Below are 17,923 nucleotides of genomic sequence, written 5' to 3'. Positions count from 1 at the left end.
TTAAGACATGAATGATCGTGATAAAAATTCAATTCCTGTAGATAAATACTACTTTCTGGCCAATGAAAGTGAAATGAGCAGAGCAGTTCGTAACGTGGACTGGTCCGCGCACATTTTAGGTTCTCCTGAAAACTGGTCTATAAGCTTGCGAAATACGCTGGGAATGGTATTGGAATCCAAATTTCCAATGCTTTTCTGGTGGGGTGGTGAAATGATTCAATTCTGTAATGATGCCTGTCTGCCCATTCTGTCTGGGATCGGAAAAATTCCTGGCATCGGAAAGCGGGCTGAAGAAGTCTGGTCGCATACCTGGCATTTAACCGGTCCAATAATACAAAAAGTGATGCAGAGCCGAAAAGCACTTTATTTTGAGGACGAGCAGTTAGGAGTGGATATGTCAGGAAAAGAAAATCGTTTTTACAGCTTCTCTTACAGCCCGGTATTTGGAGATTCGGGAGAAGTGGCAGGAGTGCTGGGTGTTTGCACAGATACAAGTGAAAGAGTGATTTCAAAAAAGAGAATTGAGCAGTCTGACAAGCGTTTTGAGATTCTTATCGAGCAGGTCGCAATAGGAATAATAGTGCTGGATGGAAAGGACGCTGTAGTTTCTATTGTCAACAAGGCATGCCTGAATCTAGTGGGATGCTCTTATGATACATTGATTCACAAACCTCTCTTTGAGGTACTTCCCGAAAGTGAACCCTTCTTCAAGTCCATCATTGAAAAGGTACGTACCAGCGGTGAGCCTTATTATCTTAATGAATATCCTTACTATAAAGTTGATGACGCTGGCGGCAGTGAGCCTGCGTTTTTAAATCTCGTGTACCAGGCCCATCAAGCTCCGGGCAGTACTAATGCAGGAGTAATGGTGTTGTGCAGTGAGGTAAGCGAGCTGGTGGTATCGCGACGGAAATTAAAACATAGTGAACAGCAGGTACGTGCCTTAGTGGCGGTATGCTCCGTTTCCCATTGGGGTTTATCAAGGAGATGAAATGCGTATTACGATGGCCAATCAGGCCATTATCGACTTATGGGACAAAGGAAATGATATTGTTGGCAAAACATACTTTGAAGTGCTCCCCGAATTGGAAAATCAGGATATTTATCCTAAACTCCTTGCTGTATTTCAAGAAGGCAGGCCTTATGATGCGTGCAATCAGCGTGTGGACCTGAAGGTGCACGGACAACTGCGTACTTTTTATTTCAATTATAGTTTCACTCCCTTGTTTGACCACTCAGGTCGTGTATATGGTGTGCTGAATACGGCGGCAGATGTTACAGATCTTAATGTGGCGAAAATTTATGAAGAGCAGACCCAGCAGAACTTTCGCAATTTAATCCTGCAGGCTCCTGTGTGCATGTGTCTGCTGTTGGGGCCGTCGCATGTAGTGGAGGTCGCCAATGAGTTTATGATTAACCTCTGGGGAAAAAACGAAAGCGAAGTAATGAATAAACCTATTTTTGATGCCCTGCCCGACGCTCGTCAGCAAGGGCTTGAGGAACTTTTGGATCATGTATTTAAGACCGGCGAAACCTATACAGCCAATGAGATGCCTGTGCATTTAATACGTTTTGGCATTCCAGATGTGGTGTACCAGAATTTTATTTACGAACCTTACAGAGATGGAAGCGGTCAAATCCTTGGCGTGATAGCAATCTCAAATAATGTGACCCAGCAGGTTTTGGCGCTCCGACGCATCGAAGAGATTGTCAATCTTAGAACCGAGGAGCTTGAGTCTGCCAATGAAAACTTGCGACGCTCGAATTCCGAACTGGCACAATTCGCTTATATTGCTTCTCATGATCTTCAGGAACCACTGCGGAAAATTAGTGTGTTTTCGCAGATGCTCGATGAGAGAGCAGGCCCTTCATTAGATGAAAAATCACTTGGCCAGCTCAGGAAAATTACTGATTCTTCTCGCAGGATGCAGGCACTAGTGAGGGATGTGCTCGCTTATTCACAGCTGAGCAATGATGAAGGGGAGTTTGTTTCTGTGGACCTTAACGAAATAGTTCCGGCTATTTTATCTGATATGGAACTGCTTATTGAACAGAAAGCTCGCTCATGTTTCTATTGGTGAGCTTCCCATCGTGCCAGGGCATCCGCTTCAGTTAACGCATGCTGCTGAGTAACCTTATTGGTAATTCTCTTAAGTTTCACAGGCCTGACGCACCGCCTGTTTTAAACATAGAAGCATTTCAGGTTTCAGATAAGGACAATGAAGTTTTAGGGCTTAATCCAGATATAAATTATGTTAACATTATGGTGAGCGACCAAGGTGTCGGATTTAATGAAGAACAGGCTGAAAAGATTTTTGGTCTCTTTCAAAGGTCGCATACGAAATCTGAATATGAAGGCACGGGAATAGGCTTGTCAATCTGTGCAAAAATTGTGGAAAACCATAAGGGACTCATCAATGCCAGAGGCGACTCGCACAAAGGAGCAAAATTCAATATTTATCTGCCCCTGAGATGACCGCAATGAAGCAATATGAGAGTCTTTAGCGCGATGCTCATAAAGAAATTACTCTGCTTAAGCCGCAGTTTAACGATACAGCTAATTTCCGATACCGCTCTTTTGTTTATATTTGGAAAAGGAATGGAACAGAAAGGCGCAGTTTCAAAAAACACTCAGCCTGGCTTATGAAAAAAAACCTAGTTAACATTTGTATCGGTGTACTGCTAATCATTTTAGGTCACGGGCTGTACCATATGGGTAGTAAATTTTGGAGCTATACCGGGGTATTTTGTATTACATACGGTTTTTTTGTTGTTCTTTTTAAGCTTCTAAAACTGATTTGTTCAGCTGATCTTGAGAATGAACAGCTCAACACTTATGAACAGGTAAAAAGATTAATTATACCGGATTATATTCGCAGTATATTGGAATTTCAATTAAACACTAATAAGAAGGTTGAATTTGAAATCCCCAGCTTCGGTACCTTTCATGTTCTGGATTATAACCAAAAAGGAAATGATTTAAAGGATCCTTACTTCATTGCTGAAGAAATAGAGGCGCATATTATACGTTACCTTTTTCCAGTACTGCAATATGCTGAGATAATCCCTTTTGCCGGTACTGATGATTATAAGTTTTTATTTGTCGAGGAGCAAAACAATGACATTATTTTAATTGATCTGGATGCTTCGGACTATAGGCCTTTAATTCTAAAAGGTGCAGTAGACCGCTATATAAATATTAAGGAACTGCAGTTAAGTAATGGAAAATACTCTTACAACGGCCTTAAAAAAATAGAGGAGCTGATAGATGAAAATGATTATTTTTTCGATGTGCCGGACTGTATTTCAAAAGTCGCTGATTATCTAGAATTGTATACTAAAAGTTTTAATTTACTGTGTCATAAACCAGATTTTTCTTTTTCAGCTGTCGAGAATGCAGCACAGAGATACGTTATTGCCTTACAAGTAAAGGGGCGGTTTAAGGAGATAATACTGCGTAAATACAGTGATTATGTCGATACGGAATATTTCATAGAAAGTTTAAACGAAGTCCTGTCGCTAGTGGGATACAGCCAAAAAAAGTACTATTTGATCTCCACAACCGTATGCGATTTTGGAGTGGTGCTGGCAGATCAGAAAATGCGACAAATTTTATCAGATAATGGTTGTTTGGAACATGGCGGGAAATTAATCAAATTGACTTCCTTGGAGCTGAAAAAGATCAGGACATATAACAACCTGATTGAAGAGATCGATAATATTGAGTTTCATCTGAAAATTATAAAGAAACATAATGAGTTCCCCTCAGCAGAGGTCTGCAGTTTCTTATATCAAACAAAATATAAATTTGATGCCTGTGGCATTGACGAGCTCCAAAGACGGTTGAAAGTGCATATAAAAAAAACCGACGATGGATATGCTGTGTATTTTGTAAACTAAAAGTCTCAATACTGCCCAAGTGGAATGCTTTTGAAGTATGCCACAAAAATTTCGTTAAGTTATGGAATGAGTCGCAAGTAGCGACTTATATTCCAGCACCAGGAGACTTGAGACATTTTTCATGTGATGATCTGGATATTTAAATGCCTGAGGAACAAAAAGCCAGTCTGAAAAAAATTAAGGGCGTAAAGATGTGCTGGTTGTCAAAAGCGTTCCAGCAGATCAAAAAGCAATTAAGAGAGTTTTTTGTATTTTATTTTATTTTATTGTTTTTGAAATAATGTTTTAAAAGTCACGGGTAAACAGCATACTTCCCATGCCCTAGTTTATGTCCTTTAACACCTCTTGATCGAAAAATTAATGATATTGTCGCTGAAGATCTTTTATTATTTCACTGATACTGCAATTGATTATTTCTAGACTGTCTGCTGTTTCGGCTGTGAATTTCTTTTGGATTGCTTCACGCTCAATGTTTGCTAAATGCGTGCTGAGGTTTTCAAGAACAAAAAGGTGCATCCAGATTTGGAGCTGTTCTGCGGTTTGCAGTACCGTTTGGAAATCAGCATGCTTAACGGCATTTTCAAATTCTTTCAACTCCAGGGGTGCCTTTTCTATAAACTGAGAGGTCACTTCTTTTTTCCAGCCTGGTTTCATACGGTCACTAAAATTTTAACGGTACAGCTCAAAAAATGTAAAAGCCATATGTGATACAGATTTTTAGTAAAGAGAAGATTGTGTACTATTTTTAACAGCAAAAGTAAATAGGTAGTGGTGCCGCCCAAAAGATGGCGTGCACCTCTTTGCGACTCTATTCTTTTGATTTAGGATTTGAAAACCTTGGTGTTTATCAACAGTTTCTTCACTGAGTAAAGGCTAAGGTTCATCTCTGTTTAGGCTGAGAATTGCTAAGTGTGTAATTGGTGTAGTAATGTAAATTCGCACACGTACACAATTATTGTACTGCGAATTATACGCATTTTTTTTAAAACCAATGTACCAATTTCCATAATAAAACTAAATACTGAATAATTTCCCAAAAAAGACCTCAAGGTTTAAAAATAGTAGTTGCAGTTTAAACTGTAAACTGTAAACTCATACACATAATCCTCATGGCTTTAAAAGATTTAAATCTGATACGATGAATCCCTTTATAGTGATACAGCATTCGTTATTTGAAGCATTTAAAACTATTAGACCTCTTTTTTCTAAAAATAATAATGCATCCAAAACTTTTGACTGGTTATTTTTATTATGAAATGCTTTGTCACAGGAATCAATTTTATTGTCAACAGCAGGAATCGCGATTTCTGTTAACTCTTCCAATGTGTAATCCTTTCTATAATCTGCAAGCAAGAATTTGAAGTATGTACTTGCTAAATCAAAATTTATATTTTGCATAATCGTAATTTTTCAGCTATATGATAAATAAAGGGATTGCTTTTCTTCTAACTCTAAAGGAGTGACATTCGTCTTTAAAATCAAATTTGAGCATTTGGCAAATTCAAATTTTATATAATGTTATGAAAAAATTACAGAATATAAATGAGCGAAATAATTTTTGCACTAGTTGGGTGTCGGTGCACTTGTTATATGTACAAATGATAATGATTATTATTTCTAGATGAATTTGCCGTAAAAAAAAGCAGTTTAAAAGAAATATCCTTACTAATAGACACAATAGAAAATTGAAAGAAGATAACTTTTGATAAAAATTTTTTCAATTCGTTAACTTGCAAGCATAAATTAGGTGTGGTCAACAGTCGTTTACTAGTATAGTGGACGTTACACTAGTATTCAAATGAAATGATTTTTTTGTGTTTTAGTTCTTATGATTTAATGAAATGATAGGAAAACTATTAAAAGAAGCTTGTTCTATTACTATGGATTGAGGGAGAATTAAAATACCCAGATAGGAAGCATTTATAAGGCTGTAACGGACTAACATAAATTTGCAACAAAAGAATTGCTATGCCGTAAAAGAAAGTTTACGCAATGGCAGTTTCAAAGCATTTAAATCTGCCTGGAGGCAGTCAAATTTTTAAAATGATCAAAAAATACAAATCCAATAAGATATATTATCAAAGTACAATAGCACTTGCAGGGCCTGTTGTGATTTCTCAGCTTGGCCATACACTGGTACAGACTCTTGATACAGTTATTATAGGGCATTATGCAGGAACTATCTCATTGGCGACAGTCTCTTTAGTTCATTCTGTTTTTATGGTAGTTTTAGTCATTGGATTAGGGATTGTCTATGGACTAACACCCTTAATTGCACAAGAGAATGGAAAATCAAATTTTAAGCATGTACATCACTTCTATCAAATAGTTTATGGCTCAATGCCACAACTGCAATTTCACTTTTTTTATTATTGTACTACGGGTCCATGTTTGCCATACAGCATACAGATCAGAATCCATTGGTGGTCAAAATAGCAAAACCTTATTTACTTATATTAAGTTTGTCAATCCTGCCTTTAAGGATTTTTCAAACTTTTAAGCAGTTTGCAGAAGGACTCTGGTTTTACCAAGCAAGCGATGTCGATAACGATATGGGGAAATGTACTTAACGTAATTATCGCAGTAATTCTGGTAAAGGGAATGTTTGGGATTGAGCCAATGGGCGTTAAGGGGGTGGGAATTGCAACATTGATAGATCGTGTTTTAATGATGGTCGTTATGATGTTATATGTGCTTCGATCAAAGAACTTTAGAGTTTATATAAAGCATTTCTCCGTTAAGTTTGTTGATTTTAAAAAAATTGCAAAATTGATAAAAATTGGCAATTTAGTATGTCTTTGAAATTGGAGTATTTGCAGTGGCGGCTTTGATGGCCGGTCACATAGGAGCGATGGAACAGGCGACGCATCAGACGGCAATAACTTTGGTCGCGATGACTTATATGATGGCAGGAGGAATTGCATCTGCGGCAACTATTAAAGTCGAAAATAACTTTGGAAATCAGAACTACAAAAGACTCCAGCGGTTTGCTTATGCATCCTATCACTTAGTAATCATTTTCATGATGTTTTTTGCTGTGATTTTTACACTTTTTAGTCCATATTTACCCTACCTAATAACAAATGATAAAGGGGTAGTAGCGCTCGCTTCGCAATTATTAATAATCGCGGCAGTATTCCAGCTCTTTGATGGTACCCAAGTGGTTGGACTAGGAAGATTAAGAGGAATGGGAGATGCAAATATTCCTACTTTTATAACCTTTTTTGCTTACTGGCTTATTGGTCTGCCGTCTGCTTATATTTTAGGAATTTGTTTTGCTGGCGGTGTAAAGGGAATCTGGTATGGACTCACACTAGGATTGTTAACATCGTCTGTTTTACTGTATTTAAGATTTGGATATGTAATGAATAAAAGATTGCAAAATATTCTGTAGTGAACAAAAGTATCTCGGCTCTTTTTATTGCCGAATTACTGAAAGCGCCGCAGGAAATTCAATTGGAGTAGTACAGGCAGTTACAATATCCGAAATTTTATATGACTGTTTCCAGCAGTATGCCAGTCTGCTTTTAATACATCAAGAAGAAATGATTTGAGCAGGTTATAGCTGTTGGGCTTTACTGCATAAAAGTCTGCGCCAAGCAACAAAGCTCGTTCAATATTGTCAGGATCAGAGCTTGTAGAAAACATAATAATTTTTATATCTTTTAATGCTCCTTCCGCTTTACGGATTTGTTCCAAACATTGGAATCCGTCCATTTTGGGCATATTGATATCTAGGAAAATTATATCAGGCGGCGGTGCTGAAAGATCTGTAAGAATATCCAGTAAATGACAGCCGTCTAAGGCTTCTTTTAGCCGCACTGTCGGATCGATTTCTAGAATAGCGTCACTAAGAAAACATCTATCGTCCTCGTCATCATCTGCTATGTATACGTACTTCAATGAGGTACTACCATTAAATGTCATAATTAACATATTTTATATTTCACAATACAAGACAAAAAGGTACCTCTGCAATTATGGTATAAAATATATAAGTGCTTCGTAAATCGAAAGATTTGAAAAAAGATTTTTTTTGGAAGACAAAATTACGTAAAAAATTCTAACAGTTCATATTATTTATATTTTTTCTAAATCAGTTCGTTACGTCGTAAGTTTTTAATGAAGACCTGAAGGATGCTGGGAGAAAATCTAAAAAAATACTCCTTTTGCTCTCAGGGCTTTGGTCAAATATTTTCTAGCCAACCAAGTCGTCGCATTAGTTACTATATTGCAAATCAATGTAAAATGATCAAAAAAAAACATTGATATTTTATTGATTTTTATTCTAAAAGGTTGAATTAGTAAGATTTTGCATTACTTGTAAAAAATAAGAACTTGCAGACAGTTCTTTGTACGCAACACTAATCCAATGTTCAAAGAATGCTTCCGGTATCATTACACACATTATATTGTAGTAAAACCTTGGCTCATTTATTCGGGATTCAAGAAAATCAAACTTTCGCTGTTTACGCACCATTACAAGTATGCAGTGCAGGAAATGGGTAGCATAAAAAAAACAGATTAATTATTATGAGCACATTTTCGCAAGCAAATGCCAAAAGGAAACATTTTTGAGCGCGTTGGTTTTGAAACAAAATTCTTTGACTATCGCATGGATGGCCATTAGCCAGAGGCCGAATTAGAGTGAGGTTTGGTGTCAATTATTTTCTGGCTCAAAGTAAGAAACCTCTTTATTTGTCCAAATAGCGTATGCTATGTAGAGCTGATGACAAATCTCCATCTTCAAGGTATATCATAAAAGATCTTTGCTTTGATTTCGAATTGAAGTTCTTTCCCATTTTACAATCTGTTTTCTTGGAATACAATTAAATAAGTAAAAGGAGACAGCGCCCAAAAAATAAAGTAACACATCAATTAAATCGGTAGTATAACGGTCGTTGTGCTCAGGCAGGTAGTATTCAAAGTAAAAGGAATAATATGCGACCATAGCTAGCGAAAAAAACAATGAAAATTTATAGTCGCTTTTTCCTGTAAACCATCGGAAAAACAGCTGTTCAAGTCCCAGAACAATTGGAAGACATAAGAAATCATTCATGTAATTGTTTATCCACAATGGAAGCAGGACTCCCAAAAATTGAAGTATGTATACCAAACCGGCAAGTCCACATAATACTAAAAATAGTATGTTAGGTAAATTATACATTATTAGTACTTTTATTTTATTTACTCAGCCTGCTGCTTCGCAATTACTGCTCGCAATAAGGGCCCCCAGAACCAGCGCAAGAAAAGTCCATAATGAATAAATGGCATTGCTCGCCCACCTGATAAAACTATTAGGATGCTCAAGTCCTCTTTCAATAATTTTAGTTAGCTTATCCGGAGTTTTGTACGCTTCGATCTGTTTTCTTTTCTCGATTTTCTGTTCGCTTTCCATTCTGCGCTTGAGTACAACATTGATTAGTGCACCGCACTGAATGCAGTAGTCACTATCTTGATTTTTTGTACCACATTCAGTGCAGGTGATGTAAGATTTTACTATCATGACCTGTTTTTATTATAAATAAAAATCTATTTATATGCAAGTTACAAATACTAGCTCAGACGTCCAATTTATAAATATGCGTGCTGATAATTTTTTACACCGTATATTCTCTTTTTTAGTCTTTCATAAAAGTTATCACTACAGACTATAAAATACTCTTTGAATTAATTCCTTGAAATATTTATATGAAGGCATCAAGAACAGGAGGTAAAATATCTGCCATTAAGAATTACTGCAACTTATGTATGTATAAGGCTTCTGGAAAGCTGATGATGTGCTTTGTCTATTCGGTATCAATGGGTAGTAAATCATAGGGCAAGGCTTACTTTGATCCCAAGCCCAGCCGCAGATCATAACGGTTTGGGCACATTTGAATTAAAAAAAAAAAGACATACGGATCCCTTTCCAATTTCCTTGACGACTGGCATTTTTGTGTTTTCTTAGTTACTTTTTTTCCACATAGTATGATAGTTGAAGTAACACTTTTAGCTTTTCTATGCAATTTTAATCAGTTCTATTCAATGGACTTATTTGTTTTGGTCAGGTCAAAATTTAAGTTGGTATTCAATATTATTCCATTATTGTTTTGAAAAACACTTTTTTCATCTATTTGTCTTCCCAGCTGTACGGCTTGATTGAGATAACCTCCTTCAATACGTATATTTTTATTAAACCTGTAGCCTAATAAAAGTCCAATCCTGTTTTGATCAAAAACGTTCATATTCACATTTTTTTCCAAAGCCAATAAAAATTTCGTCATAAAAAGCCAAATAGGGTGTTTTGTCCTTAATCTCATTTCCTTTTAAAGGCACCTGAACTCTTATCATATATCGAATCCTGTTTAATAACGGAAATTCGTCTTCTTTTGTCTCATTTAGTGAACTGTAACGTCCTACAAATCTTTGTTCTAACATAAATCTGTGCGAAAAATCAACACTTCCTTCTTTATGATTCAGCTGTACCATTTCAAAAATTCTATGTTCTGTAAAATCTCTTCCCATACCATTTAGGGGAATTTCTCCATACGGATAGGTTTCAATCCAGCCATAACCAACCCGGAATTGAACTCTTGCATTTAAGTTATAATTTAAGCCAGCTCTTAGTAAACTTTGTCGCCATTGGGTAATTATTTCATTTCTTCTCCATTGGTATTCAGTATGTATTCCAAATTTTTCTGAGATCTTAAATGTTCCAAAAAAATTATACCATCCAATGTTGTTGTTTGTAGTAATACGATTATGCTGTCCGACTACCGCTTGTAAACCGCTAATAAAAAAAAGGTATGCCAATAAATAATTTTTCATGCTTATTATTTTAAAAATTCAAGTGTTCCGTCTGTCAAATTATAAAATACACCTACAATTTTTATTTCTACTTTATCTTCCATTTCTTTAGGAATTGGGCTCTTTTTGAGAATTTGATCCCAAATATAAAGCATATTGTTTTCCAACACGTATTTTACAAATTTATCATTTTTTGAGGATTATAATCGAATATATATATAATTAAATCGGTTAAAGGTTTGCGAGTTAAACTATTTTGCAAAATAAATATAATCTAATGATTTAGACTATAAGTTATTCATTAGCATTTTGTCGCAAAAAAGTTGTTCAATGCACATGTTATTCTATTGGGATAACTATATAAAGATTTTAGGATACCTTAAGTATTATTAATCAGATGACTATTGTTTACGAGTATTTAAATGGCAAAATAAGGTAAGATAAATCTAAGAAGGCACACAAGTATCTACAGATTGAACCTGATTGTCTGGATTATTGTATATTGCAAACTTGAAATATACGTCTTATAGTTTCAATTCCTTGGATATGTGTATTTTAGAATCAAAAAAAACTGTTTTACATCACTACTTTGCTATATTTGTTTCTGTTCAATGTAGTCTTTTTAAAGACTGATGTTTTGCGTCAGTTTCTAGAAACATAATGAGTTCAACAATCTATTTATGAAAAAAATAATTTATTTAGTAGTTTTAATCTCTTTATTTAAATCTTATTCAAAACAGATTACACCAATTTCAAATCAAGAATTTGATCAAGCTTCTTTTAATAAATTACATTTCTTAAAAGAAGAGTTGAAGGATGTTAAAATTGTGGGTTTAGGAGAAGCTTCCCATTTAATGGGGCAAACATATACAGCAAAAGTAAAATTAATAAAGTATCTGCACGAAAATTGTGGCTTTGACATCATTGCTTTTGAATCGCCAATGTACAGTTTATACAAAATAAGCGACACGATTACAATTGGAAAATATCCAAAAGAGGAAATTTTCAATAATTTATCTAGTATTTGGTATACTAAAGAATTAGACGAGCTTTTTGATTATGTAATTACGACAAGAAAAACAACCCGGCCGTTGATTTGCACGGGATTTGATATGCGTACTTTTCCAAATCAAACAGATTTTTTAGTTACTGATTATTGTAATTTTATTAAAAAATTAAATATTCAATCGAATTCTAATGTAGAGATCGATAGTTCTTTTATAAAAATAATCACTACAAATGTGAGAAACTCTTTTTCGGAAGAAAAAATACCTCCTCAAGACACTTTGGTTTTGTTCCATAAATTTAGTGAGATAAAAAATATTTTAAAAAAGTAGAAAATAAAAATGACGCCGCTTACTATTCCTTTTGGAATCTAATGACCGAGAATTTGGAAGCTTTATACAGGACAAGCTATGTAAACTATAATGTTAGGGATAAGCAAATGGCAAAAAATGTAAGTTTTTTTACCAATAATTTGTATAAAGATAAAAAGGTAATTTTATGGGTCGCAACGCTTCACTTGCACGACAAACCAGAATTAATTGAGCATAAAAGTAAAAATTTATATAATGACCAATTTATGGGGCAGTACTTAAGGAGTGAATTTCAAGAAAGCTATTACACAATTGCCTTTACACCCTTTAGTGGAACAATTGGAATAAAAGGATATTTAGGATTGGGCAAACATAAGATAAGAAGTAAAGAAGGAAGTTTAGAAAAGTTTGTAAATGACACTTACCATTGTCATTACGCATATATCCCGTTGAGAAACTTAGAAGTTCCAAAAATCATCACTGAAAACAAGCTGGATAAATCAAATATAATTGGTTCAAAATCTTTTATAATGGATTTAACAAAGGTAGTTGATGCTTATTTTTATATCAAAGAGGAGCATTTAATTACAGAAAGAAATAGTGAAAATTGATACTTAACCTTTTTACAAAAAAAAGATACATATAACGATTAAAACTGGGCGCAAAGCAAGCGCTTATGAGATTTTAGGATTGTTATAAAAAAACTTCCTATTTGGAAACAAATATTGCCTGATACTTAGTACACCTAGTGACCACAATTTAGGTTACTTGGTGGTTTTGCCACAAACACTTATGTTTATCGCTGTTATTTCAAAAAAATAGATATGATGAAAATTAAAGTTACAATAGCATTTATTTTAATTACAATTACTTTTCACGCTCAAAAAATTTCAGGAAAAATCTTAGATGAAAATAGTAATCCAATCTCTGCAGTTAGAGTCGGAATTGAAAACGAAGAGATTGGTAATATAACAGATACAAATGGAAATTATACTATAGACTTAACTAACATTGACCAAAACAAAAACATAAAAGTCATAGGTGTCGCATATGATCCCTTTAAAATTATGATTTCTGATTTTATCAAATCTCAAAATTATACTATTATATTAAAGAAAAAGATTATAAATCTAGAGCCGGTAGTAATCAACCCAAAAAAATATGTCCTTAAGAATATCGGTACTTCCAATTCAAAAAGGTCATATTGGGGTTTTGATTCAAATGACCCAAATGATGTAAATAGTGAACATGCAATAAAAATTAAAAACAAAAAAAGACTCCAGGTAAAAAACATAAATATTAATATTGTTGATTACAAATTTAAAAAAGCTGTTACTTTTATTTTTGACATACAAGGAGAAAAAAATGGTTTTCCAGATGATGCACAGTCTTTAATAAATGAACCTTTAACGTTGACAGTAACCGAAAGTGATTTAAAAGACAAGAAAATATCTTTAAATTTATCTGATAAAAATATTTGGAGTGATAAAGATTTTTTTATTTTAGTGCGTATAGCAGAAGATTTTAAAGGAAGACTCTCCTTTGGCGGTAATATTTTTGCCTTTTCAAAAGATACTTATTACAGAAAATATTTAGGGGAATGGAAAAAATTTTCAGGAGGAGAGCCTTCAATTAATGTTGATGTAATGATAGAAAAATAAAAAATGACAGTTATAAGTAAGAATGATGCGTACCAATAGGATAAGGGGTAAATGGTTTTTGTCTTGTTAAATATGACAGGGTCTTGCGAGCAAAAAGGCTAACGCAAGTTTGAAATTTTCTTCTGGCTAGTGAAGAGCCGCAGATTCAAAGCTAACTGCTGGATCCGCTACTATAATTCGTTTTCTATTTTTACAATATTGGTACACCGCGATTCTGACACGAAACTTCAACTGGTAAATTATCCTAGAAAACCGCCCTAACTATTTGTGGCACTAAAGGTATTCATTCCACTACAGCTGTACCATGATTTTTCCCCAAAAATAACCTATCGTTTTATTCCATTTTTACTTAAGTCAAAAGCGGTGTATGGGGTGTGATGACAAAATGCAGAGGAATACAGTTATTTGTTTAGTATCACTTTTCATTCCAAACGGCTAAAAAGGGAAGCCAAGATAGCGCCATTGCTTCTGCCGCGTGCGCATAACGGACTTCATTTCCTTTGTCCGCCCTTCGGAACTTATAGCACTGCGCGTACCGCTTTTAACGCTTGATCTGGGCTTTCTTTTTTTCGTTTTTTCTTTGGAAAGCATTTTTTTTTAAATGGATCGAAGCATAAGTGAAGTGAAGGATAAGTGATGTGGTTGAAGTAATGAGTCTTTCTTTCTTTCTTTCTTTCTTTCTTTCTTTCTTTCTTTTCTTAGTTAGTTTTGGATTGTGTTCTTTCTGGATTGAGTTCTCTTCAGTTTCCCTTAGATTTTTTTTTAATTATGGCCGATGATGGTGACGCCTATTGAGTTGGAGGTTATTAAATGAAAAGTTGAGGAAGAACAAACCTAATTTCTATTTCTAAAATTTTTGCCTTAAATTGTATCTTCATAATTATTCCAATAACAAATAAAATTTTCACTACAATCCATGAATGAAGAAACAAAATTATACCGTGACGCTAAAAAAACGAGAAATTTACTTTTTTATGCCAGTTCTGTCAGCCTTATATTAATTATAGTATTATTATATGGCATAGGGATTTTTGATGGTATATTAAAAATAAAGGCGACCATTTTTTCAGGTGTCGCTTTTTTAATTATGGTTTTCCTTATGTTTAAAAGTATTGCAGGAGTAAGGGATAAAACCCCATTGATTCAATTTGATCCAACTGGTTTTTATGGAAAAACAACTCCTTTATCCAAAGCATTTGGCAGAGTAGAATGGTCAGATGTAACTGATATCCAATTACAGAAAACAGGAGGTGATACTTTAGTGATTACTACCGTTGGGAATACTGATAAATATGTGGGGCGTATTTCAAAATTTATGTGGAAAATGGCTTACGACGAACAAAATTCACAATTGAATTTAATGTACTCTGCTTCAGAAATAGATATTGACGCAAAACAACTATATGATCTGTTTTTTAAATACTGGAAAAAATAATATTATATTTTTTTATTAAAGTATATAAATTGAAAAGCCTTAAAATCTCATGATTTTGAGGCTTTTTTGGTTGATAAGAAATATTTAGTTGAACATAATTTAAGTCTGTCTGGTTATACACAAGTATTAATATTATGTCTAGAAGAAGAATAAGAAGCACTTTTGCATTTTCTATAGCCGCATTTATCTTTAGTTTGTCATATATAATTGCTGAGTCTGCTAAAAGGAGCTAACTATCGATTCCTGCAGAATAATTCGTTGTCATCATGCGATGGAAAATGGTACTAATTATCGTGATAATTGTTATGCAGTGTTTTTTCTTCTTCAGCTTGCAAATGTTCTACAGCTGTGCAATAACTTATACTTTAAAATTTTATTGAAGAGAGTTTCTAAATAATTAGTCACTCTCTTTTAACTGTTACTCCGTTACTTTTAACTGCTGAATTTTTCCATTATCAATATTAAAATGAAATTTCAGCGTGATAGGGTCGCTGGGAAACGTGCCGGAAACATTTGCTGTCAGGACGCCTTTTGTCGCAGATTGCTCATAATTTATTGGTTCCAGCACAGATTTATACTCCTCCATTGCATGCGTGATCCACTGTTGAATTTCTTCTTTGCCATTATGGGTTTTTCCCTCGTCATGAACGATGGCAGATTCGGTGAAACATGCCGCGAAGGCCTTGCTGTCGAAAATGTGTCGCGTTTCAATGAAACGCTCTACTACTTGTGGTAATTCCATGATCTTTATTTATTTATTTATTTATTTATTTATTTTTTAAATTGTTGGTACCGTTCCGCCGTCAATGACAAAATTTGTCCCTGTTAAGTAACTGGCTCTAGGTGAAACCAAAAAGCCAACCAATTCGGCTACTTCTTCCGGCTGGGCAGGCCTGCCATAAGGTATTCCGCCCAATGCGTCCATGACACCCTGTCAGCGCTTCTTCTACAGTGCTGTTTGAATTTCTTGCGATCTCGCCCAGCCAGGCTGTCGATGCTGTTGTATTTATCCATCCTGGCGAAACAGTCAGCACGCGGACACCTTTTGGCGTAACTTCTTTCGATAAACTTTTACTGTAATTGATCAATCCTGCTTTCGAAGTCGCGTAGGGCAGAGTAGAGTCGTATAGCAGCAGTATGCCCTGGATGGAAGCGATGTGAATAATAACACCATTTTTACGCTCGATCATCTGCGGTAAAAATCCCCTGTCAAGCCTTACAGGGGCAAGTAAATTAGCCTGCAGGGTTGATATCCAATCTTCATCAGTTAACGCACTGAAACCGCCAGCGGGTGTTGTTGAAGAACCAAGATTGTTGACAAGAATGTCCAGTCTCCCATAAGTAGACAAAACTTCACCAACTACTTTTTCTGCTCCTTTTGCGGTACTTAGATCAGAAGAAATAAAATGCAGTTTGTTGTTTTCTTTTTCTGCGTCGTTTCTGGCAGTAATAATTACTGTGGCGCCCGCTTGCAGGAGTCTTTCTGCAATTGCCCTTCCAGCTCCTTTTGTACCTCCCGTTACTAAGGCAATCTTGCCTGATAATTCATTTTGATAATCCATCGTATAGCGTATTTTAAATTTCTTTGTACAAATCTCGGAAGTACGTTAGTTCCTCACAAGTACGGAGTTACGATTCATATAGGGATAAATTTTTCCCCTATTGTACAAATTAGGATATATGTTAATTTTGCAATATGTATGAAAGAAAAACAATACCGAACTTAAACTGTGGTCTTGATCTAATAGGTGAAGTACTTTACGGTAAATGGAAGATACGCTTGCTTTGGTTTATCGATCAGGGACATAAAAGACCAAGTGAGCCTGCAGCGTAAAATACCTGATGCTTCACGCAGGGTTTTAAATATGCGACTGAAGGAATTAGAGGAACATGAACTAGTGTCAAAAGTTATTTATCCTGTTGTGCCTCCCAAAGTTGAATACAGTCTCACAGATTTTGGTAAAACGCTAATCCCTGTAATTTCAGCTATAGGAAATTGGGGAGATGAGCATGAGCGACTGTTTACGCGACCTAATTTTGAAACGTTTGGAATGATTTCATTTTTAAACAGAAGAATTAAGGTAGCTTTCCATTACACGATGAAAAACATATTGGAGAAATAAATACGATAATTGAAATGCAACTGGAAGATAATAGAAAAAGAAGAACTGTAAACAGCGAAGGGATTAATGAATTGGAGATTGCTGATGATAGAAAACCAAGGCGTGCACAAACGGAAATTTGCAACTGGATAGCCGAAACCCATGCATCTTAAACTAATTTTAAAAGTTTGAGTATCTAAGATTTTTAGTAAAGTATAATTGATTTTGTTTTGAATTGTTTTTCTTCTGTTTAAGGTTTTAATCCACAAGAATGTATATGTTGTAAGACATATCGGAATGTTGGATTTAATTTTGCATTTTATTAATATATAAAAAAATTAAGAGATCAGAGTGAGCTGAATTTATTGGTTTTCTTTATGATTCATTGATGCAGGTATGATGTTGTTTTAAATAAGTACTGCAGTTGATTAGTTGTATAATGTTTTTCATTCCAAACTGCTAAAAAGGGCGGCTAAGATAGCGCCATTGCGTCTGTTGCGTGCGCATAACGGACTTCATTTCCTTTGTCCGCCCTTCGGGACTTATAGCACTTTTCATCCGCTTTAACGCTTGATCTGGGCTTTCTTTTTTTTCGTTTTTTCTTTTGGAAACAATTTATAGTATAGGGTGGAGGGTGGTTTATGAAAGAGAATGGAGAAAGCAGTTCTTTCTTTCTTTCTTTCTTTCTTTAGTTAGTTAGTTAGTTAGTTAGTTAGTTAG

At 34.9% G+C, this 17,923-nt stretch carries 23 protein-coding genes; 12 read left to right on the top strand and 11 right to left on the bottom strand.

Translation table 11 applies throughout. From position 1 onward, the window contains the following. The first annotated feature begins 7 nt into the window (after positions 1 to 7). The 4 genes from ACZZ95_RS21960 to ACZZ95_RS21945 all read left to right on the top strand — a co-directional run bounded on the left by ACZZ95_RS21960 (position 8) and on the right by ACZZ95_RS21945 (position 3,900). On the top strand, positions 8 to 991 hold the full coding sequence (locus tag ACZZ95_RS21960) for a PAS domain-containing protein (RefSeq protein ID WP_463470681.1): 984 nt from the start codon (positions 8 to 10) through the stop codon (positions 989 to 991). Between the two features lie 13 nt (positions 992 to 1,004). Further along, positions 1,005 to 2,081, top strand: a complete 1,077-nt coding sequence (locus ACZZ95_RS21955; RefSeq protein ID WP_463470680.1) for a sensor histidine kinase — start codon at positions 1,005 to 1,007, stop codon at positions 2,079 to 2,081. 38 nt (positions 2,082 to 2,119) lie between these two features. Then, a complete protein-coding gene (locus ACZZ95_RS21950; RefSeq protein ID WP_463470679.1) occupies positions 2,120 to 2,476 on the top strand; it encodes a sensor histidine kinase in 357 nt (118 codons plus the stop codon). 167 nt (positions 2,477 to 2,643) lie between these two features. After that, positions 2,644 to 3,900, top strand: coding sequence for a hypothetical protein (locus tag ACZZ95_RS21945; protein ID WP_463470678.1), 1,257 nt, complete (start codon positions 2,644 to 2,646; stop codon positions 3,898 to 3,900). 357 nt (positions 3,901 to 4,257) lie between these two features. Here the strand turns inward: ACZZ95_RS21945 and ACZZ95_RS21940 are convergent, their stop codons facing one another. Both ACZZ95_RS21940 and ACZZ95_RS21935 read right to left on the bottom strand, forming a co-directional pair. Further along, a complete protein-coding gene (locus tag ACZZ95_RS21940; protein ID WP_463470677.1) occupies positions 4,258 to 4,554 on the bottom strand; it encodes a hypothetical protein in 297 nt (98 codons plus the stop codon). Between the two features lie 453 nt (positions 4,555 to 5,007). Beyond that, positions 5,008 to 5,298 (bottom strand): hypothetical protein, encoded by a 291-nt coding sequence (locus tag ACZZ95_RS21935; RefSeq protein ID WP_463470676.1) that lies wholly within the window; start codon positions 5,296 to 5,298, stop codon positions 5,008 to 5,010. A 594-nt stretch (positions 5,299 to 5,892) separates the two neighbouring features. Here ACZZ95_RS21935 and ACZZ95_RS21930 point away from each other — a divergent pair. The 3 genes from ACZZ95_RS21930 (at position 5,893) to ACZZ95_RS21920 (ending at position 7,294) form a co-directional block, all read left to right on the top strand. Continuing rightward, the gene (locus ACZZ95_RS21930) at positions 5,893 to 6,336 is read left to right on the top strand and encodes an MATE family efflux transporter (RefSeq protein ID WP_463470675.1); all 444 of its coding nucleotides are present in this window, start codon (positions 5,893 to 5,895) and stop codon (positions 6,334 to 6,336) included. Positions 6,337 to 6,405: 69 nt separating this feature from the next. Further along, positions 6,406 to 6,702, top strand: a complete 297-nt coding sequence (locus ACZZ95_RS21925; protein WP_463470674.1) for a hypothetical protein — start codon at positions 6,406 to 6,408, stop codon at positions 6,700 to 6,702. Between the two features lie 28 nt (positions 6,703 to 6,730). Continuing rightward, the gene (locus tag ACZZ95_RS21920; RefSeq protein WP_463470673.1) at positions 6,731 to 7,294 is read left to right on the top strand and encodes an MATE family efflux transporter; all 564 of its coding nucleotides are present in this window, start codon (positions 6,731 to 6,733) and stop codon (positions 7,292 to 7,294) included. 80 nt (positions 7,295 to 7,374) lie between these two features. Here the strand turns inward: ACZZ95_RS21920 and ACZZ95_RS21915 are convergent, their stop codons facing one another. From ACZZ95_RS21915 to ACZZ95_RS21890, 6 genes are all read right to left on the bottom strand, one after another. Next, positions 7,375 to 7,803: a response regulator gene (locus tag ACZZ95_RS21915; protein WP_463470672.1), complete on the bottom strand. Its 429-nt coding sequence runs from the start codon at positions 7,801 to 7,803 to the stop codon at positions 7,375 to 7,377. 853 nt (positions 7,804 to 8,656) lie between these two features. After that, entirely contained in the window at positions 8,657 to 9,067 is a 411-nt protein-coding gene (locus ACZZ95_RS21910) for a hypothetical protein (protein ID WP_463470671.1), read from the bottom strand. A gap of 24 nt (positions 9,068 to 9,091) precedes the next feature. Further along, positions 9,092 to 9,406 carry a hypothetical protein gene (locus ACZZ95_RS21905; protein ID WP_463470670.1) on the bottom strand — a complete coding sequence of 105 codons (315 nt, stop codon included), beginning with the start codon at positions 9,404 to 9,406 and terminating at the stop codon, positions 9,092 to 9,094. 514 nt (positions 9,407 to 9,920) lie between these two features. Next, positions 9,921 to 10,127 (bottom strand): DUF2490 domain-containing protein, encoded by a 207-nt coding sequence (locus ACZZ95_RS21900; RefSeq protein ID WP_463470669.1) that lies wholly within the window; start codon positions 10,125 to 10,127, stop codon positions 9,921 to 9,923. Next, positions 10,114 to 10,710: a DUF2490 domain-containing protein gene (locus tag ACZZ95_RS21895; RefSeq protein WP_463470668.1), complete on the bottom strand. Its 597-nt coding sequence runs from the start codon at positions 10,708 to 10,710 to the stop codon at positions 10,114 to 10,116. The genes ACZZ95_RS21900 and ACZZ95_RS21895 overlap by 14 nt, the downstream gene beginning before the upstream one ends. Before the next feature lie 5 nt (positions 10,711 to 10,715). Further along, positions 10,716 to 10,844, bottom strand: a complete 129-nt coding sequence (locus tag ACZZ95_RS21890) for a hypothetical protein (protein WP_463470667.1) — start codon at positions 10,842 to 10,844, stop codon at positions 10,716 to 10,718. Positions 10,845 to 11,369: 525 nt separating this feature from the next. Here ACZZ95_RS21890 and ACZZ95_RS21885 point away from each other — a divergent pair. The 4 genes from ACZZ95_RS21885 (at position 11,370) to ACZZ95_RS21870 (ending at position 15,101) form a co-directional block, all read left to right on the top strand. Then, on the top strand, positions 11,370 to 12,026 hold the full coding sequence (locus ACZZ95_RS21885; protein WP_463470666.1) for a hypothetical protein: 657 nt from the start codon (positions 11,370 to 11,372) through the stop codon (positions 12,024 to 12,026). A gap of 41 nt (positions 12,027 to 12,067) precedes the next feature. Then, positions 12,068 to 12,616: an erythromycin esterase family protein gene (locus tag ACZZ95_RS21880; RefSeq protein ID WP_463470665.1), complete on the top strand. Its 549-nt coding sequence runs from the start codon at positions 12,068 to 12,070 to the stop codon at positions 12,614 to 12,616. A gap of 213 nt (positions 12,617 to 12,829) precedes the next feature. Further along, on the top strand, positions 12,830 to 13,666 hold the full coding sequence (locus ACZZ95_RS21875; protein ID WP_463470664.1) for a carboxypeptidase-like regulatory domain-containing protein: 837 nt from the start codon (positions 12,830 to 12,832) through the stop codon (positions 13,664 to 13,666). A gap of 916 nt (positions 13,667 to 14,582) precedes the next feature. Further along, on the top strand, positions 14,583 to 15,101 hold the full coding sequence (locus ACZZ95_RS21870; protein ID WP_463470663.1) for an STM3941 family protein: 519 nt from the start codon (positions 14,583 to 14,585) through the stop codon (positions 15,099 to 15,101). Positions 15,102 to 15,519: 418 nt separating this feature from the next. Here ACZZ95_RS21870 and ACZZ95_RS21865 read toward each other — a convergent pair whose 3' ends face one another. From ACZZ95_RS21865 to ACZZ95_RS21855, 3 genes are read right to left on the bottom strand one after another with little or no spacing between them, the layout of a single operon-like run. Further along, positions 15,520 to 15,843 (bottom strand): nuclear transport factor 2 family protein, encoded by a 324-nt coding sequence (locus tag ACZZ95_RS21865; protein ID WP_463470662.1) that lies wholly within the window; start codon positions 15,841 to 15,843, stop codon positions 15,520 to 15,522. A gap of 36 nt (positions 15,844 to 15,879) precedes the next feature. Beyond that, a complete protein-coding gene (locus ACZZ95_RS21860) occupies positions 15,880 to 15,966 on the bottom strand; it encodes a hypothetical protein (RefSeq protein ID WP_463471739.1) in 87 nt (28 codons plus the stop codon). Next, positions 15,941 to 16,663, bottom strand: coding sequence for an SDR family oxidoreductase (locus ACZZ95_RS21855; protein ID WP_463470661.1), 723 nt, complete (start codon positions 16,661 to 16,663; stop codon positions 15,941 to 15,943). Before ACZZ95_RS21855 ends, ACZZ95_RS21860 begins: the two co-directional genes overlap by 26 nt. 186 nt (positions 16,664 to 16,849) lie before the next feature. Between ACZZ95_RS21855 and ACZZ95_RS21850 the strand changes: the two genes are divergently transcribed. Then, positions 16,850 to 17,224 (top strand): winged helix-turn-helix transcriptional regulator, encoded by a 375-nt coding sequence (locus tag ACZZ95_RS21850; protein ID WP_463470660.1) that lies wholly within the window; start codon positions 16,850 to 16,852, stop codon positions 17,222 to 17,224. The last annotated feature ends 699 nt before the right edge of the window (positions 17,225 to 17,923 follow it).

The sequence above is a fragment of the Flavobacterium sp. AC267 genome (assembly GCF_979258715.1).
The sequence above is the reverse complement of the archived record's forward strand: the minus strand, read 5'-3'. Positions and strand labels throughout refer to the sequence as shown.

Excerpts from the sequence above, each read along its gene's own strand:
- ACZZ95_RS21960 (WP_463470681.1), top strand. The coding sequence starts at position 8 with ATGAATGATCGTGATAAAAATTCAATTCCTGTAGATAAATACTACTTT.
- ACZZ95_RS21955 (WP_463470680.1), top strand. The coding sequence starts at position 1,005 with ATGGCCAATCAGGCCATTATCGACTTATGGGACAAAGGAAATGATATT.
- ACZZ95_RS21950 (WP_463470679.1), top strand. The coding sequence starts at position 2,120 with ATGCTGCTGAGTAACCTTATTGGTAATTCTCTTAAGTTTCACAGGCCT.
- ACZZ95_RS21945 (WP_463470678.1), top strand. The coding sequence starts at position 2,644 with ATGAAAAAAAACCTAGTTAACATTTGTATCGGTGTACTGCTAATCATT.
- ACZZ95_RS21940 (WP_463470677.1), bottom strand. The coding sequence starts at position 4,554 with ATGAAACCAGGCTGGAAAAAAGAAGTGACCTCTCAGTTTATAGAAAAG.
- ACZZ95_RS21935 (WP_463470676.1), bottom strand. The coding sequence starts at position 5,298 with ATGCAAAATATAAATTTTGATTTAGCAAGTACATACTTCAAATTCTTG.
- ACZZ95_RS21930 (WP_463470675.1), top strand. The coding sequence starts at position 5,893 with ATGGCAGTTTCAAAGCATTTAAATCTGCCTGGAGGCAGTCAAATTTTT.
- ACZZ95_RS21920 (WP_463470673.1), top strand. The coding sequence starts at position 6,731 with ATGGCCGGTCACATAGGAGCGATGGAACAGGCGACGCATCAGACGGCA.
- ACZZ95_RS21910 (WP_463470671.1), bottom strand. The coding sequence starts at position 9,067 with ATGTATAATTTACCTAACATACTATTTTTAGTATTATGTGGACTTGCC.
- ACZZ95_RS21905 (WP_463470670.1), bottom strand. The coding sequence starts at position 9,406 with ATGATAGTAAAATCTTACATCACCTGCACTGAATGTGGTACAAAAAAT.
- ACZZ95_RS21900 (WP_463470669.1), bottom strand. The coding sequence starts at position 10,127 with ATGAACGTTTTTGATCAAAACAGGATTGGACTTTTATTAGGCTACAGG.
- ACZZ95_RS21895 (WP_463470668.1), bottom strand. The coding sequence starts at position 10,710 with ATGAAAAATTATTTATTGGCATACCTTTTTTTTATTAGCGGTTTACAA.
- ACZZ95_RS21890 (WP_463470667.1), bottom strand. The coding sequence starts at position 10,844 with ATGCTTTATATTTGGGATCAAATTCTCAAAAAGAGCCCAATTCCTAAA.
- ACZZ95_RS21885 (WP_463470666.1), top strand. The coding sequence starts at position 11,370 with ATGAAAAAAATAATTTATTTAGTAGTTTTAATCTCTTTATTTAAATCT.
- ACZZ95_RS21880 (WP_463470665.1), top strand. The coding sequence starts at position 12,068 with ATGACCGAGAATTTGGAAGCTTTATACAGGACAAGCTATGTAAACTAT.
- ACZZ95_RS21875 (WP_463470664.1), top strand. The coding sequence starts at position 12,830 with ATGATGAAAATTAAAGTTACAATAGCATTTATTTTAATTACAATTACT.
- ACZZ95_RS21870 (WP_463470663.1), top strand. The coding sequence starts at position 14,583 with ATGAATGAAGAAACAAAATTATACCGTGACGCTAAAAAAACGAGAAAT.
- ACZZ95_RS21865 (WP_463470662.1), bottom strand. The coding sequence starts at position 15,843 with ATGGAATTACCACAAGTAGTAGAGCGTTTCATTGAAACGCGACACATT.
- ACZZ95_RS21855 (WP_463470661.1), bottom strand. The coding sequence starts at position 16,663 with ATGGATTATCAAAATGAATTATCAGGCAAGATTGCCTTAGTAACGGGA.